Origin of the sequence: Desulfomonile tiedjei (assembly GCA_016212925.1) — a bacterium.
Taxonomy (GTDB): domain Bacteria; phylum Desulfobacterota; class Desulfomonilia; order Desulfomonilales; family Desulfomonilaceae; genus JACRDF01.
The window spans coordinates 26,328-41,961 of record JACRDF010000025.1; the positions used below are offsets into that span (position 1 = coordinate 26,328).

Here is a 15,634-nt window from a genome sequence, read left to right on the forward strand (position 1 = left end):
TTTGATCGGGTTATTCATCCTCTTCGGACTTTAAGACCGCGAGGAATGCAGACTGCGGTATGACCACGCTGCCAACCTGTTTCATCCTCTTTTTGCCTTCCTTCTGCTTTTCCAGCAGCTTCTTCTTTCGAGTGATGTCCCCACCATAGCACTTCGCAGTAACATCTTTGCGAAGAGCGGAAACAGTCTCTCTGGAAATGATTTTCCCTCCTATGGCACCTTGGATGGGCACCTTGAACAACTGTCTGGGGATCTCGTTTTTCAGCCGTTCACACGCGCGGCGAGCCCTGGCGTAGGCCCTATCCCTGTGGACAAGCATAGAGAGCGCATCCACCTTTTCGCCCGCAACAAAGATGTCCACCTTTGACAGGTCTGTGGCTCGGTATTCAAGGAATTCGTAGTCGAACGAGGCATAACCCCTGGAGACTGACTTCAGCTTATCGTAAAAATCGAACAGAACTTCCGCCAATGGCAGATCGAAGACCAATTCGACGCGGTTTGAATCAAGATAATTGATGTCCTTTTGGACCCCGCGACGGTCTATGCACAGGCTTATAACCGTGCCGAGGTATTGTTCGGGCAGGATGATCGACGCGCGGATAAAAGGTTCCTTGGCGCCGGCTATTTGAACCGGGTCCGGGTATTTGGCAGGGTTGTCGATGATCGCTTCGGTCCCGTCCCTGGCTACTATGACATACTGAACAGACGGAGCGGTGAGAATCAGTGAAAGGTCAAACTCTCGCTCCAATCGCTCTTGCACCACTTCGAGGTGCAGCAAGCCCAGGAATCCGCACCTGAAGCCGTGCCCGAGGGCTTCGGAGTGATCTTTTTCCCAGGTGAGTGAAGCATCATTGAGTTTCAGCTTTTCCAGCGCCTCGGCCAATTCCTCGTAGTCATCCGACGAAATCGGATAAAAGGACGAAAAAACCACGGGCTTAACGACCTTGAACCCCTTCAAAGGCTGCGGACAAGGGCGATTGTCCAGGGTCACGGTGTCGCCTATTCGCGTGTCGCTCACGGTTTTTATGCCCGCTACAATGTAGCCGACTTCGCCTGCTCGAAGCACTTTGCGCGGCTCTCTTTCGATGAGGAAAATTCCGGCTTCTTCAACTCTGTAGCTCGCTCCATTGGACCAGAACCGAATCGTATCTCCAGGCTTCAATTCCCCGTCGAAGAGTCTCAGGTGCACGATTGCCCCGCGGTAGGGGTCCCAATGAGAATCAAAGATCAAGGCTTTCAAAGGCGCGGCCGGATCGCCTTTTGGCGGAGGGACCCGTAGCACTATTGCCTCCAGGACTTCGTCAATCCCTGTGCCTTCCTTGGCGGAGATGGATACGGCGGTCTCGGAGTCCAGTCCGAGGTCTTTCTCTATCTGGTGCTTTACTGTATCAACATCCGCGGCAGGGAGATCGATCTTGTTTATTACCGGGATGATTTCCAGGTCCTGCTCCACAGCCATATAGAAATTGGCAAGGGTCTGAGCCTGAACACCCTGGCTCGCGTCAATCACCAGCAGAGCGCCTTCACAAGAGACCAGCGCGCGAGAAACCTCGTATGAAAAATCCGCGTGTCCGGGCGTATCAATGAGGTTCAAGACGTAGTCCTTCCCGTCGGAAGCCCGGTACGGCAGTGCCACAGTCTGACTTTTGATGGTGATGCCGCGTTCTCGTTCAATATCCATAGTGTCGAGCATCTGGTCATGGAATTCATGGTCCCCCACGACTCCGGTTATCTGGAGCAAACGATCGGCCAGCGTGGATTTTCCGTGGTCTATATGGGCTATTATGCAGAAGTTTCTTATATGATCCATTCAAGTTTCCTGAGTTACTTTCAAAATTGCTTTTGGGGGTGTCCAACAGGGGGCCGACGCGGAATGGAACTGAGCCCCTCGGTTATTGTTTTCCCCCGGCAGGCGGATTTGGAAGAAAAGAAGCAAACGGCAGCCGGAAAACCTGGCCTTGCTGGGACAGCATGATCAGATCGTCCCCTAATTTCACAGGTCCTAGTGCTTCGAGTCGGGGTGGCTCAAAGGAAATCCGCCCCGCGTCCAGAAGATCGGATCCGGTAATCATCTTCTTCAGGGATGCTACATAGATCATAGCCTTGAAAGGTGATCTGTTCAATTCCATGACCGTGTCTTCGTGTACGGTGATGCCGGCAGGAAACGCGCCATTGGTGTACGACCCTATGACTCCCGCCAGGATGGATCCCTTTTTGAGGGCCATTTTTGGGTCAATCACGTACGTTTTGCGTGTGTAGAGATAGTTGGCGGCAAGCCACACCTTTTTTCCGTTCCATGTTGCCACGGCCATGGCGGTCAAGCGCAGATAGCCCAACGGCAGGGTCAATACCGTGACGGTTCTCTTTGAGGCGAAAGATGCATCCAGATCGATGCCCATCAACAAGCGCGTCGAGCCATCCGCCAATAGGAGCACGTTCCCATCAACCGGAAGGCTGCTGAATGCCGGTGCCACATAATCAGGCACAGCAAAATAGTCCTGAGTGTCGTTTCCTTCGGAAGTAAATCGTTTGATTTTCTTGGTTCCCTCTTCCTCTCCCGCTAATATCAGAAAATCCTGGTCTCGTACCGCGACTCCCAGAATATTTCCCGCAGCATTTGGCACCGCTATCGCCGGTCCCTGCTTCCAAGCCGCATGAAATCTCGGGCTGTCCACGACGGAGCGGATCGGGATCAGGTTCGCTCCAATCACGATGACAGTCAAAACCGCCAGGGGAACCGCCACGTTGAGGGCGTAATTGAGTTTTCCCGAGTACTGGTCTCCTTCGGCAAACCGGACCTGGGTGTCAAATTTTCTCCTAATTCCCCTCTTGAGCCTCAGATATCCAATAACTACCTCTACAGCCATTACTGCGGAAAAGAACGACATCATGGGGGAGAAAAAATTCATTCCCCATCCGGCCCAGACCGCGTAGACCACGTACAGGAAATACTTGCTTGTAATAGTGATCCGTGTTCCGAGGCCCATAACGTTTATGATGACCCCGAAAACGACCACGATCAGATATAGCGACACGTACACAGTTCCCACCAAGGGAGTCACCAAATGGTGGAAAATCGCTGCTATTGACACCACCACCATGCCGAGCTGATCACAGACCAAGTCCGTAAAGGCTCCGGATTGGGATGCCTTTCCCGTGTGGCGGGCATAGGCCCCGTCGAAGCCGTCACAAAGGAGGTGACCGGCCAGGAACAGCACCGCTATCACCGGGTCCCTGACAAAATATAAGATCACTCCCGCGAGCAAGGAAATGCCCACGTACGAAATGGTATCCGGCACGACTCCCAATCGCACAAATGGAGGGAAAATCGCGGCTCCGAGCTTGGTCCTTTTCTCAGCGAGCCACGCGTGGACATATTTGTCCTTCCCGAAGTAGTTCAGCGAGCCGGAATAAGGGCTTGACTTGAATCCTGAAGAGCTTTCTTCGGGCATCTTTTTAGCGTTTCCTGACATGAATTTTAAAAAAGCCGACGAACCTTGGACCTATTGGGGCACCGGGCTTCCACGTCTCGGGATGGCGCGGCCGGCGAACATGACGGGGAGAGTGTCTCCCCGCGGGGACATCCCTCAGTTCAATTCCAGGCGCCTGGCTTTGTCCGGTGAACGGTTTATTGGATCTTGCCTGAAAGTCTCGCTGTCAAGCCAGGGGACCTCGCGGCTAATACCACGGTATGGATTCCTGGTCACCGATAATCGTACTTTGCCATTTTTCCATGGGGAATATTATAGCATTTCTCTCAAGTTATTTCCGAATGGTTGCTGCATGGCCTTAATCGGCGGGCACGGCCTGCCCTTCGAGAAAGATGTCGCTTTGAAGGACGGTCCGCGGCAGCGATATTACGGCTGTTCTCAAAAGTCCCGCCCCAAAGGAATATCACCGGTGGATGAGCCAACAGCGTCTCCCACCAGCCAATCGGACATGACTTTCGTAAATCGCCATAGCATCAGCGCGCACTGAGTAGGGAAAAGGGATGAGGCAAGCCACTCCTAAGTTGCTCTGACTTAGCGTTTCAAAGGCACGGACACACAATCCCCGATATAACCCTTCAGCCGGACAGCTTCGATTTAATGATCTCCCCTGTTGCAGAGATCTCTGCAATGTCGCCCATGACCGGTTCCCAAGCAGCTATTGTGAGCCCGTCACCCATCCACCTCGGCACTATATGTATGTGAAGATGTGGCACCACCTGGTTTCCGGCCTTTCCGTTGAGTTGCAGGACGTTCATTCCATCAGGAGCTACCGCTGACTTCACGGCCTTGGCTATTCGGCAGATGACGGACATCAGGTGGCCGTACAGGTCCGGATCGATCTCGAAGATATTCTCTACGTGTTCTTTTGGTATTACCAGCAGATGTCCCTTGTTAAGGGGGCTGATATCCATGAACGCGAAAGTCTTGTCATCCTCATAAATTTTGGAACTCGGTATGCTACCGGAGACTATTTTGCAGAAAATGCAGTCGTCCCTCGTCTTCATCAGGTCTTACCTCCAGCAACCCTCTCTGAAAATGGGGAGAAAGAGGCTCCCTCATCTCTCTCAACAAAAGGGGGATTTTCCTCGCGCAACCGAATGGCCGGTCGCGGACTACTATTATTCCGTAATTCCCTCGAAAAGCACAGAGCTTAGATATCTCTCGCCCGCGCTGGGAAGCACCGTGACGATGACCTTGTTCCTGAACTCCCTCCTTTGGGCGATCCGGATCGCGGCTACAACCGCGGCTCCGGAAGATATCCCACACAAAAGGCCTTCTTTGCGAGCCAACAATCGTGCAAATGAAACCGCCTCTTCACTCGAAACAAGTTGGACTTCATCTACCAAACTCATATCCAAGATCTCGGGAAGGAATCCGGCTCCGATACCCTGAATCTTATGGGGCCCCGGGATGGGGTCCTGTCCCGCAAGGCTTTGAGTAATGACCGGGCTTTCCGCCGGTTCAACCGCCACTGAATGGATCTTCTTGCCTTTAGTTTTCTTGATAAATTGCGAAACCCCTGTGATCGTGCCTCCAGTCCCCACCCCGGATACCAGCACGTCTATCTCCCCCCGAGTGTCCTCCCAGATCTCCGGTCCGGTGGTCTCTTCGTGGGCCCTCACGTTGGCGGGGTTGCTAAACTGTTGAGGCATGAAATACCTTTCCGGGTCCGCGGCCGCAATCTCCACGGCTTTCTCCACCGCGCCCCGCATACCTTTGGTTCCAGGAGTGAGAACGACTTTGGCGTCGAACATTTTGAGGACTTTTCGCCTTTCAATGCTCATTGTGTCCGGCATGGTGAGTGTGAGCGGATACCCTTTCAACGCACAGACATATGCCAGAGCAATACCGGTGTTGCCGCTGGTAGGCTCTATGATCTCCACTCCCTGGCGGATGAGGCCCCGTTCTTCTCCATCTCTTATCATGTAAACGCCGATTCGATCCTTCACGGAAAAAGCCGGATTGCGGCCCTCCACCTTGCCGAGGATCACGGCTTCAGCGGTTCCTGAAATTCTGTTAAGTTTTACCAAGGGGGTATGTCCGACAGCGTCAGCATTGTCTTTGAAGTATTTTTTCATTGCGAAGCCTTTCCTGTACCCCGGTGTTCTCACGTCAATCTCTTGCCGCTACGGCTGCGGCGTCCAGCCTGGCGGGGTCTTGCCGAACGTATTCCGCGGCCCGCGAAGAAACGGGAAAACTTCCTTGACTATTTCAGAGCGAATGCTGCGAATCGAGACCCTTCAGCGCCGGTTTCCCTTCCTCTTGCTGCAAACTGTCGCTCTCGGACGCCTTAGCCCAAGCCACGGCAAAGCGAGCCCCAAAACCCGCAGGCCTACCAAAGATCTCTTTGTAAGTCGAAGTCGGTCGCGTGATCCCGAATATGGCGTCCCAGGAAAATCCGCCTCAAGACAACTCGGCTCCCTTCGCGCACATTTGCGGCAGAAGACGATTCATTTCTTTGCGCTTCAGACAAGAAGTGGTCAAGGTCCTGAGCTTTTGTCCAAGAACTGTGGATATGACTTCCTTAACTAGACCGGTGGTCTTCTGGAATCCCAATTTTCGTGCAAAAGTGTCTCATATAAGTTCGGTCCCGTAAAGTCAAAAAACCTTCTGCTATCCACGGAAATGTCTTTGATCAATGTCCGCGACTACGCTGCAAATACAGGCATGTGTGTGCTACCTGACCGGCCGGTCCAAAATCCGGCTAGTTTTGTCTGTCCTGGTTACGGTGGAATATGTTATGATAACTTAGTGTCCTGTGGGAAGAGCCTCAAGATATTTCCAGGGATGGTTTGAACCCAAGGCCCTTCGCGCAGATTATGTGCTTACCTGCTGTCACTTCGAGAGGCGCTGGAAACAATTTCAGTAACTGGGGATATGGAAAAGCAAGGTCGGAACCGTGCGTAGTATTTGAGGCCCATGCCTCGCCCGGGCAAGATGGATTTGTTGCAGGGCAGGAAATGTAGCCGCTTAGGTCAATCAGGAATGACCAGGACGCCATCCCGGTTGAACCAGACCTTTGAAGGTGAGATGGTTTTCCTTGTATGAAACCGCCTAGAGATCCACACGAAGATTTCTCGGGATTCACTGCCGAAGAGATGGAGTCCTCCGCCAAAACAATTAGTGCGGAGGAGATCCTGGAAGACCTGCGCGCGGGGCTCCGGACCAGGGGTTTCCTGACCAAGTACGGACTGACTCTCGGCCAATTCGAGGGATTGCTTAAGGGGCTAATCCGCAAAGGACTGTTGACCAAAGATGAGTTCAAGGTCTGGAAGGCTCACCGCGTTGCACAGACAGCCTCGGAACCGGAAGCGGCCGGCCAAGGGGTAGCTCCCTCTCCTGTGCCTGAAAGACTTCACCACAACGTCAAGACCTTCGTCATAACCGAGCCCGAAATGAACAATTCATGGGCTCTGCAACTCTTTTCCACTCAAAGAGAAAGAATGAAGGGAGCCCAGTTCAAGGTTAACCTGCATGGGAAGAAGTATGCGTTCATAGTGGAACAGATGCTTTTTCGCGGTCAGGTAGAGATGCTGGCTACGGCCGATTCCGGCCAAGCCAATGACAAGTCGAAACGGGAACAGGCGCTGGAATTCATATCGCGTCACGGATGGGCCGCGTATCTCGAGAGCAGGGCAGTTGAGGCGAACCTCGGAGAGCCTGGCCCTCAGCCTCGGAAAAAAGCCCGCCTTGTGCTCCTGCACTGCAGAAACCACACTTTCCTGGCGGCACTGCACACGCCCGCGCCGGCAATAAACCTTTATGTAGGTTCTTCGCTGGAAAAGATCCGCGGCCGTCTTGCCAAAAGCGTGGACACCAGCCTACTTGACTTCTAACGAAATTCCTGAAGTCCATACTACTTTGTATAAATCGTGGGGTCGGCGATCCCCGCTTCTGAAAAGCCTTTCCTTCGAAGAATGCAACTGTCGCACAAGCCACATGCCCTCCCGCGAGGATCAGGATCGTAGCAAGAATGCGTGAGGCTGTAGTCCGCTCCCAGTTCTGCGCCTCTTGTTATTATTTGGGCTTTTGTCAATTCGATCAGAGGAGTGTGTATTCGGATTCTCAGCGTCCCTTCTACGGTCTTTTTGGTCGCGAGATTGGCCATCTGCTCAAAGGCCTCAATGTATTCCGGACGGCAATCGGGATATCCGGAATAATCCAAAGCATTTACACCTATAAAGATGTGCTCTGTTCCCAAAACCTCCGCCCAGGCCAGTGCAAAAGATAGGAAAATGGTATTCCGGGCCGGAACATAGGTTATGGGAATCTCTTTGGTCATTTCTTCGATGCGTCTGTTCTTCGGAACCTCCAGGTCGGAAGTCAGCGCGGATCCCCCAATTTCGCTAAAGGGCAGGTCCAAGATCAAATGACGTGTCACGCCCATGGCCCGCGCGACTCGGCGAGCCGCTTCGATCTCTACGCTGTGCCTTTGCTGGTACCGGAAGGTCAATGCGTAGGGCTCGTAGCTTTGATTTCGGGCAATGGCCAGGCATGTGGTGGAATCAATTCCACCGGACACCAAAACCACAGCTCCAGTTGATCCATGCTTTTCGTCCATCGACAACCGGTCCCTAGAATCCATCGGTCGCTGCAACATTGTCAGCGAAGTCTTCGCCTGGCCTCAGGCGAGGATCGCTCCGCCTCAAGTAAACCCTGCGCCGGCAGTGCATGCGTAACAGTGGTCGGAAACCGCAATAGGGGTCCCGGGCATCGGCGGGCCTTCCATGGCAGAAACATGGTTCCTCGCTCCTCCCAACGGTATTCCCGCGGCCAGATTGAAATCGCAGTCGTATAGATAACCGTCCCAGGAGACCGAAACGAGTTTCTGACACATCAGTCCCTCAAGGGTGCAGGGATTGAAACTCGACGCAAGTTTTTCCATGTATTTGTCAATATTGCCTGACGCAGACAGCCACTGCCGAAATCTGCCCAACGGGACATTGGCAAAAGTGTACAAATTGCTAAAGACAATCCCCCATTTCTTTTGAAGATCGAAACGGAATTTTCTTTCAGTCCCATGCTGAGAAGAGGGAAGAAACGCTCCTGTCGGGTTGCACACCAGATCCAACTGAAGGCCGGTACCCGGTTGGCCGTACCCGATCGAGTTGAGTCTTTTTAACGCCGTAAGGATCTTTTCCAGGACCCCCGAGCCTCGCTGAGCTTCCAGTTGGTTCACGTTCAAACTGGGCAAGGAGCCCACAATGGCTACTCGATGTCTACAACAGGATTCCAGGAGTTCGCGTCGCTTTTCGTCCGTCAAAATCGTGAGATTGGAGCGGAACATCACGGTCTTTTGGCCGGCGGCCAATAACTCTATGAACGCTACTATGTTCGAGTTAAGTTCCGGCGCACCTCCAGTTACGTCCACAACCTCAAAAGATCCCCGTTCCGCAAACGCAGCCACCTTCTCCATGGTCCCCAGATTCATGACCTCTTCGCTGCGCTGCGGCCCTGCCTCCAGATGGCAATGCTTGCACGTGAGGTTGCAGAGCAGTGCCACGTTCACTTGGAGGATGGTGGTTCGCGCGCGCTTCAATTCAAGATTGTGGCGGTGCAGGGTAAGCGCAAAAGGATCGACAGATCGCGGTAATTCCTTTAATGCGTCGTCCAGATCAGTCATAAGGGTTCCCGTACTCATTTTGGGCGCCTCCCGATATCATCAGGCGCAAGGTATTTCAAAGCCCTGTCTGTTGCAGCAACATTTCCTTGGTCAGACCATGGCCGTCACATGGAAATCTTCGCCGCGACGTTACGCATTTGAAGGCCGTGAACCAGCGAAGCCCCGCCTCGAATGGCCACCGCAACATGAAGTGCCTCGGTCATTTCGGCCAGGTTGGAGCCCTTTTCAAAGCAGGCCTGAGTGTACGCGTCGATGCAGTACGGACACTGAATGGTGTGGGCCACCGCCAGCGCAATGAGGGCCTTCTCCCTCTCAGTCAAATCACCTTCTGAAAAAACAGAGGCATAATAATCAAAGAATTTCTTGCCAAGCTCCGGAGCTTCTTTGGCAATTTCATCGAACTTGGGCAGATCCTTGCGATCGTAGTACGATTCCATACTCACAACCTCCGTGTTCATTCCCCGAAAAAAGAGAGATCAAATCCCTGTGGGCCTCGTGCCCCGACTGTGTCGGCAAAGGTCAGTGCAGCAATTTCATTACACCAACCCTTGACTCCGGCTCTATTTCTTGAGTTCCCGGATCATCTCTTCCACTTCCTCAACCCCTTCGTCGTAGTTTGTCTGCTCGTCGGGCTGTAATTCCTTCAGCAGCCTTAGGAACTCGCCCGCATGCACGACCTCTTCCTTGGCTATGTCCAGGAGCACTTTCCGAGCCAATTCGTTGTCAGTGGATTCGGCTAGTTGCTCGTAAAGCTGAACCGCCTCATATTCTGCCGCAATCATAAATCGGATTGCCCTTACCAGCTCAGAGTGCGTGACTTTGCGATCGTTGGCCAATCCTGAGAACGCATTGCCAAAATCAGGCATGATCTACCTCCCTCGGTGACAGTATTTTGGGACTGTGATCGGCTATGCCTGCCAAATTTTCTGCTGTGCCACTGCCTATCAGCGCATATCACGCAGACACGGGTTCAGAGCAGATTGGGAAAGATCCCAGCACCTTGACCAGGGCGCTTCGGTTCGACAGCTCCTGCAAGCATTCTGCAATCTTGGGATCATCTAGGTGGCCCTCCAAATCAACCAGGAAGGCATATTTCCACGGCATAGCCCCTCTGTCCGGCCTCGATTCGATTCGGGTCAAATTAACTTCATATTTTGCGAATTTCTCCAAAAGCCTGTACAGCGAACCCGGCCTGTCTTCCGTCCAACACACTATCGAGGTCTTGTCATTTCCGGTTCGCATCGGCTTCAAATCGCCCAGTATGAGGAAACGCGTTATGTTCTCGACCTTGTCCTGGATACCCCTCCTTATCACCTTTAGCCCCAGTCGTGCGGCGAGACTTTCATTGGCTATGGCTGCTACGCCGCCGTCTTCGACCGCTTTCTCAGCCGCATGCGCGGTGCTGGAACTCTCCTGCAGCAACGCCCCGGGGAACCTCCCTTTTAACCATTGGCGACACTGAGCCAGCGCCTGGGGATGCGACACTATTGCTCGGATGTCCTCCGTGAGCCCTGAACGGTTCATCAGAGCGTGGCTTATCCTGAGACAGATCTCACCGCAAACCCCGGCTGACGAGGTCATCAGCAGATCGAGAGTCTCCCTAACAGAGCCCTCAATGCTGTTCTCACCAGGCACCACACCGAAGGAAACGCCGCCCCGATTCACCTCGGCGAATACTTCCGCAACGGTGGCACACGGGATGAACGAAGCCGAATGACCGAACTTTTCCACCGCGGCGTCGTAGCAGTAGGTGCCCGCGGGCCCCAGAAACGCCACAGTCAAAGGCATCTGCAAGGCCCTCGACCCGGAAAAGATTTCTCGGTAGATCGCCCGAAGGGTCTTCTCGGGAAGAAGCCCTGAATTCAGAGAAACTAAATCCCGAAGAATCGCTTCCTCTCGATCCGAATCCACCACTTCTTGGCCCTGAGCGGCCTTCAGGCGTCCAATCGCTTCTGAAAGGGCCATACGCCTGTTGAGAAGTTCCAACACCTCTCTGTCGAGTTGGTCGATTTGTGCACGGAGATTTTCCAGGTCGTGAATACTCATGGTCTTCGCAGCAATCCGGCCGACGGCCTACAAAAAAATCACCCCCAAAATCGTTCGCCAAAAACCTGCCAGGTCGGCCTTTCTGGGAATACGGCACATTTTTTTGAATTATTCATAGATCGGTGGGGAAAATCAAGTCTGACCGGACAGGCCTTCCTAATCATTCCCCGACTCTCGGGACCGTAGCCCGCCGGCCCTACTGTGGAGGCTTTTGATTTCCCTCGCGTAAACGAACGATTCTTCCTCATCGCAGCGTGCAGTTGTCAAAGGCGCTCTCAGCGATTTTAATTAAGTATTAGTTTATATATTTGTCAGAACAAACTGGCATTATTGAAAAATATTCTTGCATTAGTTTCTCGGTGTGATATGAATACCCCCCACGGAACGAGACTCAAGTCTCAAATCTTTGAAAGAGGAGTTGAGTGATGAAAAAGACCGCCATCCTGACGATGATCTTTTCGATCCTCATCGTTGCCTATTCCTTGAACAGCTTTGCGCAAGATTTCACGAGCCAGATAACAACTCTGGAGCAGAAGGCGGACCGCATCCAGAATCAAATCAATCAAGCGAAACAACAGGCTCAGACCGGACTGGACCAACAGGTAAAAGCCATCCAGGCTACCATTGACAGCCTGGTAAATCAGAGAGTCCAACTTGACGCGCACATTGGCAAGCTGGAATCGCAGATGGCGGATATGAAGAAGAGCGCTCAGTCCAGCCTGGAGAAACAGGTTCAGCAGTACAAGGTTGAACTCACGACGGTCAAACAGCAAATTTCCGGAATGGTCGCTCAGAAGAGCGCAGACGTGTCCAAGCAAACGGCTGCACAGGCGGCTCCACAGGCGGCTCCACCGGTGGCTCCTCAGGCTACCGCGGTGCCTGCGCCTGAACGGAACTAACTTATTGTCGGTGAACGATCCCACCTCAAGGTACAGGTCTGGGATGTGGTCAGGAATGAAGCGACCGCTAATTGGTATTAACCCCCAGGCCTTTTACCCTCTTGTAGCTTAGTTGTCGGCTTGGGGCGGGATCTGTTCAGCCGTTGGTCCTTCCATCCAGTTCAGGATGAGGGAACCCGCCGGTTCCGGAACCAGCACAGTGTCAGGTGAGGGGATGGAGAGTCTTTTTCGGCACCGGCCGGAGAAAATGGGACGATTGCGTCGAACGCACATGTTAATGTAAAATCTAGAATATCAGTATTATAATCATTTATTATTGACTTTTTCTGGAATACTGATATAAAATGGCGCTTCAATGGATTCAATCTCTGAACTGGAGAAGGTATGGATCATAAGTGCAAATGGTTGATGGCCTTGCTCCTGCCATTGGTCGCCTCCTGTTCGTCTCCACTAGGAATAGTCAAGAAAAATCCAGAGTTGAAGCAAGAATCTCAACAAGCTGCCAGCTCGACGGACAAGGCCCCGGCAATTGCAACCAAAGAAGATGGGGCTTTTCATATCGTCGGGCCGGGAGAAACCCTTCGCCACATCTGCGACGTTTACGGTCTTGACCTGGACAAGGTAGCTAAAATCAACAAGATTCTTCCTCCCCATAGCTTGAAGGAGGGTGAGACAGTTTTTTTGCCCGCCCAAGCTCTTTTGTGCGCGGACTCGGATTCCTGGAACCAATCTGCAGGCTCCCGTGGAAAGCGTACTGAAGAGAAAGTGACGAAAAAGCAAGCCTGCTCGATCTTAGCAGACGTGATGCGAGGCCAACGTGACCCCATCGTGCCTTCGCTGAAGTTCCCGGTACCGAGCGGGATCCTCAGTTCTCCATTCGGTCACCGTTGGGGCCGGTTCCACCAGGGATTGGACATTGCCGCTCCTGTGGGGAGGCCGGTTCTGGCGTGTGCGGACGGCCGAGTGGTCTTCACGGGGACGCGCAAACGGTTCAGGCGATACGGCAATACTGTGCTAATTGATCATGGGAAAGGCGTTTACACGTACTACGCGCACCTGAGCGACATTTTGGTCAAGAAGAATCAAAAAGTGCGTCAGGGTCACAAGATCGCCTTGGTCGGAGAAACAGGCCGAGCCACCGGGCCTCACCTGCATTTGGAGGTTCGGGTGGCCAACAAGATGTACAACCCACTTGCCTATTTTGCACCTGCCGAACTTTCTCGAACGCGTTTCGCCAAGAATTTTTCCGGTTCCCCAATGGGGCCGGTGCGTGCCCGATGGCGTATTCCGGACTTGCTGACGGCCAAACGCTGACTTAGCACTGCCTGCTGTTTTATAGACTGTAAAGAATTCTGACAGGTCCAGTCTCGGCATCGAAGAGCAAGATTCTGGTAAGATGGACGAAAGCGTCCTGGTGTCGGCACCTTGACCACAGCCCGAACTGCCCGTTACCTTTGGCATGGTGATTGCTCCGGAATTTGGAATCGGCCAAGGGCACCGGGCCTCAGTGATTGGCACACGAAACATTCTGGTGACAGTTAAGGGGCTTCCACAAACGGTTTGCGGTTTGGGCTATCCTCGACCGACCGCTCGGTGTTTTTTCGCGGTGGAGGGGTTTTGTTCTTGACAAAAGGCACGAATTTCATTAAAAAAAGATGCTTTTGGGACTACCGTTTCTATCTTACGCGTAACAGAATACTGCACTGGTAGGAATGAACTTCGGAGGAGAATGCCGAGGTTTATTGCCGGTGGGGTCTATGCGAAGTCAAATGACTTCTTCCTAAAGTCGAGTAACGGCTTTAAGGTGGAGAAAGGAGAAAGAATATGGCGGAAATAGGACACGGCAAGAAAGAAATTGTCGAGCGGATTATGGGGCCTGCTGAGGCCAAAGAGGCGATTAAGGGTCTCGTGGAAATTCCGATCCGGAGCCAGATCGCGAATGAGGTAATCGGAATAACCTATGGTTTCTTCACACCGCTTGAAGGATTCATGGGCAAGGCCGACGTGGACGGCGTGTGCAAGAACATGAAGCTGGCCAATGGGGTTGTGTGGAGCATTCCCATTGTGTTCGACTTGTCAGCCGATGAAGTCGCCAAGTACGGCGTAAAGGCGGGTAGCAAGGTGCTGCTTACCTACAACAACAACCCAATGGCCATCATGGAAGTCCAGGAAGTTTACGACTACGACAAGAAGGCCATGTGCCAGGCAGTTTACGGCACGGACGACCCGAAGCACCCAGGATGTTCCCGTACTTACAGTTACAAGGACAAATTCGTCGCGGGCAAGGTAACCCTTGTCAATCGACCGAAGATCAACCCGCCTTACGATCCTTATTTCATTCCCCCTCTGGAGATGAGAAAGAAGTTTAAGGAAAAGGGCTGGGAGCGAATTGTGGCGCACCAGACCAGGAATGTGCCGCACACAGGCCACGAGTGGCTCATGAAAGGGGCTTGGTTCCAGGCGTATGCCGAGCTACCGATTGAAAAGCCGCTGGTTGGTGTCCTGGTAAACGCAATAATAGGCGAGAAACGCAAAGGCGACTACATTGACGAAGCCATTATTCTGACCCAGGACGAGTTGAGGAAGTCCGGCTATTTCGGTGATCACAACCACCTGACGTCCCTTACCTTCTGGGATATGCGTTACGCAGGGCCGAGAGAGGCCGTATTCCATGCGGCTTTGAGGACCAACCTGGGACTGACTCACCACATGTACGGCAGGGACCACGCGGGTGTGGGAACATACTACGGCGCGTACGATGCCCACCACCTTCTGGCTACAATCCAAGACGAACTGGACATCGTCCCCGTTTATTCCATGAACTGGCTTTTCTGCCCCCATTGCGGTGAAATCACATCGGAGGGGCTCTGCAACCACAAAAAGGAATGGCAGAAGTTCAGCGGGACAGTTATCAGAAGTATAGTCCAGGACGGTGTCAAGCCGCCGCGCCTCATTTACAGACCTGAGGTCTTTGACGTCATGATGGAATGCGGAGAGAAATACGGCTTTGGCTCACCGTTTGTGGGGGACGATTACCTCGCGAAAAGAATCCCCGTCTTCGAAATTCCGCCGATGAAGTAGGAGGTGAAAACTATGGCCGAGGAGAAATTCCCGATAAATATTTGGATCAATGAAGACAGACTTGAGAAGCTGCGCCAGGCCGGCTTGGGCGAACTGCCCGAGGAGATGCTGGCAGGCCTTAAAGTGCTCAGGGTTTACGCGAATGCGGTTGAAAGGGACAAAATACTCAAGGTTTTTCCCACCGCCAAGTATGACAGTGCGACAACCAAGAGCATCGAGCTGCTTCCCCGGGAAGTCAAAGACAAGATGTTCGATAAGGTCGTCCAGAAAAAGTCAATCGACATCATGAGCGATTTCCTCGCGGCGTACTAATAGAAGCAGACTCTAGACGTCGGCATTTGAAAGCAAAAAAGAGGGCTCTACCGGCCCTCTTTTCCTTTTCTGCCAAAATCTGGCATAGCGTTTTTTCTGCAGCATTTTCCCAGAGTTCTGTCGGAATGGCACACTGGCGTCGTACCGGCGGAAGCCGGGACCCAGCTCGTCTGGATTCCGGC

Annotated in this window: 14 protein-coding genes; 5 read left to right on the plus strand and 9 right to left on the minus strand. The window is 52.9% G+C overall.

Features of this window, described 5'->3' with window-relative positions; translation table 11 throughout:
* Window positions 1-10 precede the first annotated feature (10 nt).
* The 4 genes from lepA to cysK form a co-directional block, all read right to left on the minus strand.
* Window positions 11-1,810, minus strand: coding sequence for an elongation factor 4 (lepA, locus tag HY913_10680; GenBank protein MBI4963728.1), 1,800 nt, complete (start codon window positions 1,808-1,810; stop codon window positions 11-13).
* Window positions 1,811-1,892: 82 nt separating this feature from the next.
* Complete coding sequence (locus tag HY913_10685; GenBank protein MBI4963729.1) at window positions 1,893-3,452, minus strand: CDP-alcohol phosphatidyltransferase family protein; 1,560 nt, start codon at window positions 3,450-3,452, stop codon at window positions 1,893-1,895.
* 614 nt (window positions 3,453-4,066) lie between these two features.
* Entirely contained in the window at window positions 4,067-4,495 is a 429-nt protein-coding gene (locus HY913_10690; protein ID MBI4963730.1) for an HIT family protein, read from the minus strand.
* Window positions 4,496-4,609: 114 nt separating this feature from the next.
* Window positions 4,610-5,569: a cysteine synthase A gene (cysK, locus tag HY913_10695; GenBank protein ID MBI4963731.1), complete on the minus strand. Its 960-nt coding sequence runs from the start codon at window positions 5,567-5,569 to the stop codon at window positions 4,610-4,612.
* A gap of 966 nt (window positions 5,570-6,535) precedes the next feature.
* Between cysK and HY913_10700 the strand changes: the two genes are divergently transcribed.
* Complete coding sequence (locus HY913_10700; protein MBI4963732.1) at window positions 6,536-7,327, plus strand: hypothetical protein; 792 nt, start codon at window positions 6,536-6,538, stop codon at window positions 7,325-7,327.
* 20 nt (window positions 7,328-7,347) lie between these two features.
* Here HY913_10700 and queC read toward each other — a convergent pair whose 3' ends face one another.
* From queC to pheA, 5 genes are all read right to left on the minus strand, one after another.
* Entirely contained in the window at window positions 7,348-8,052 is a 705-nt protein-coding gene (queC, locus tag HY913_10705; protein MBI4963733.1) for a 7-cyano-7-deazaguanine synthase QueC, read from the minus strand.
* A gap of 84 nt (window positions 8,053-8,136) precedes the next feature.
* On the minus strand, window positions 8,137-9,114 hold the full coding sequence (gene arsS / locus HY913_10710; GenBank protein ID MBI4963734.1) for an arsenosugar biosynthesis radical SAM protein ArsS: 978 nt from the start codon (window positions 9,112-9,114) through the stop codon (window positions 8,137-8,139).
* A gap of 104 nt (window positions 9,115-9,218) precedes the next feature.
* Entirely contained in the window at window positions 9,219-9,551 is a 333-nt protein-coding gene (locus tag HY913_10715; GenBank protein MBI4963735.1) for a carboxymuconolactone decarboxylase family protein, read from the minus strand.
* A gap of 123 nt (window positions 9,552-9,674) precedes the next feature.
* Window positions 9,675-9,980, minus strand: coding sequence for a rubrerythrin (locus HY913_10720; protein ID MBI4963736.1), 306 nt, complete (start codon window positions 9,978-9,980; stop codon window positions 9,675-9,677).
* Window positions 9,981-10,068: 88 nt separating this feature from the next.
* The gene (gene pheA / locus HY913_10725) at window positions 10,069-11,160 is read right to left on the minus strand and encodes a prephenate dehydratase (protein MBI4963737.1); all 1,092 of its coding nucleotides are present in this window, start codon (window positions 11,158-11,160) and stop codon (window positions 10,069-10,071) included.
* A gap of 425 nt (window positions 11,161-11,585) precedes the next feature.
* On the opposite strand from pheA, the gene HY913_10730 reads away from it, so the two are divergent.
* The 4 genes from HY913_10730 (at window position 11,586) to HY913_10745 (ending at window position 15,452) form a co-directional block, all read left to right on the plus strand.
* Window positions 11,586-12,059: a hypothetical protein gene (locus HY913_10730; protein ID MBI4963738.1), complete on the plus strand. Its 474-nt coding sequence runs from the start codon at window positions 11,586-11,588 to the stop codon at window positions 12,057-12,059.
* Between the two features lie 384 nt (window positions 12,060-12,443).
* Entirely contained in the window at window positions 12,444-13,373 is a 930-nt protein-coding gene (locus tag HY913_10735; GenBank protein ID MBI4963739.1) for a peptidoglycan DD-metalloendopeptidase family protein, read from the plus strand.
* A 510-nt stretch (window positions 13,374-13,883) separates the two neighbouring features.
* Window positions 13,884-15,140, plus strand: coding sequence for a sulfate adenylyltransferase (sat, locus tag HY913_10740; GenBank protein ID MBI4963740.1), 1,257 nt, complete (start codon window positions 13,884-13,886; stop codon window positions 15,138-15,140).
* Window positions 15,141-15,152: 12 nt separating this feature from the next.
* A complete protein-coding gene (locus tag HY913_10745) occupies window positions 15,153-15,452 on the plus strand; it encodes a hypothetical protein (protein ID MBI4963741.1) in 300 nt (99 codons plus the stop codon).
* The last annotated feature ends 182 nt before the right edge of the window (window positions 15,453-15,634 follow it).

Coding starts and splice junctions, on each gene's coding strand:
- HY913_10720 (MBI4963736.1), bottom strand. CDS start 9,980: ATGCCTGATTTTGGCAATGCGTTCTCAGGATTGGCCAACGATCGCAAA.
- HY913_10745 (MBI4963741.1), top strand. CDS start 15,153: ATGGCCGAGGAGAAATTCCCGATAAATATTTGGATCAATGAAGACAGA.
- cysK (MBI4963731.1), bottom strand. CDS start 5,569: ATGAAAAAATACTTCAAAGACAATGCTGACGCTGTCGGACATACCCCC.
- HY913_10690 (MBI4963730.1), bottom strand. CDS start 4,495: ATGAAGACGAGGGACGACTGCATTTTCTGCAAAATAGTCTCCGGTAGC.
- HY913_10715 (MBI4963735.1), bottom strand. CDS start 9,551: ATGGAATCGTACTACGATCGCAAGGATCTGCCCAAGTTCGATGAAATT.
- pheA (MBI4963737.1), bottom strand. CDS start 11,160: ATGAGTATTCACGACCTGGAAAATCTCCGTGCACAAATCGACCAACTC.
- HY913_10735 (MBI4963739.1), top strand. CDS start 12,444: ATGGATCATAAGTGCAAATGGTTGATGGCCTTGCTCCTGCCATTGGTC.
- HY913_10700 (MBI4963732.1), top strand. CDS start 6,536: ATGAAACCGCCTAGAGATCCACACGAAGATTTCTCGGGATTCACTGCC.
- arsS (MBI4963734.1), bottom strand. CDS start 9,114: ATGACTGATCTGGACGACGCATTAAAGGAATTACCGCGATCTGTCGAT.
- HY913_10685 (MBI4963729.1), bottom strand. CDS start 3,452: ATGCCCGAAGAAAGCTCTTCAGGATTCAAGTCAAGCCCTTATTCCGGC.
- lepA (MBI4963728.1), bottom strand. CDS start 1,810: ATGGATCATATAAGAAACTTCTGCATAATAGCCCATATAGACCACGGA.
- HY913_10730 (MBI4963738.1), top strand. CDS start 11,586: ATGAAAAAGACCGCCATCCTGACGATGATCTTTTCGATCCTCATCGTT.
- queC (MBI4963733.1), bottom strand. CDS start 8,052: ATGGACGAAAAGCATGGATCAACTGGAGCTGTGGTTTTGGTGTCCGGT.
- sat (MBI4963740.1), top strand. CDS start 13,884: ATGGCGGAAATAGGACACGGCAAGAAAGAAATTGTCGAGCGGATTATG.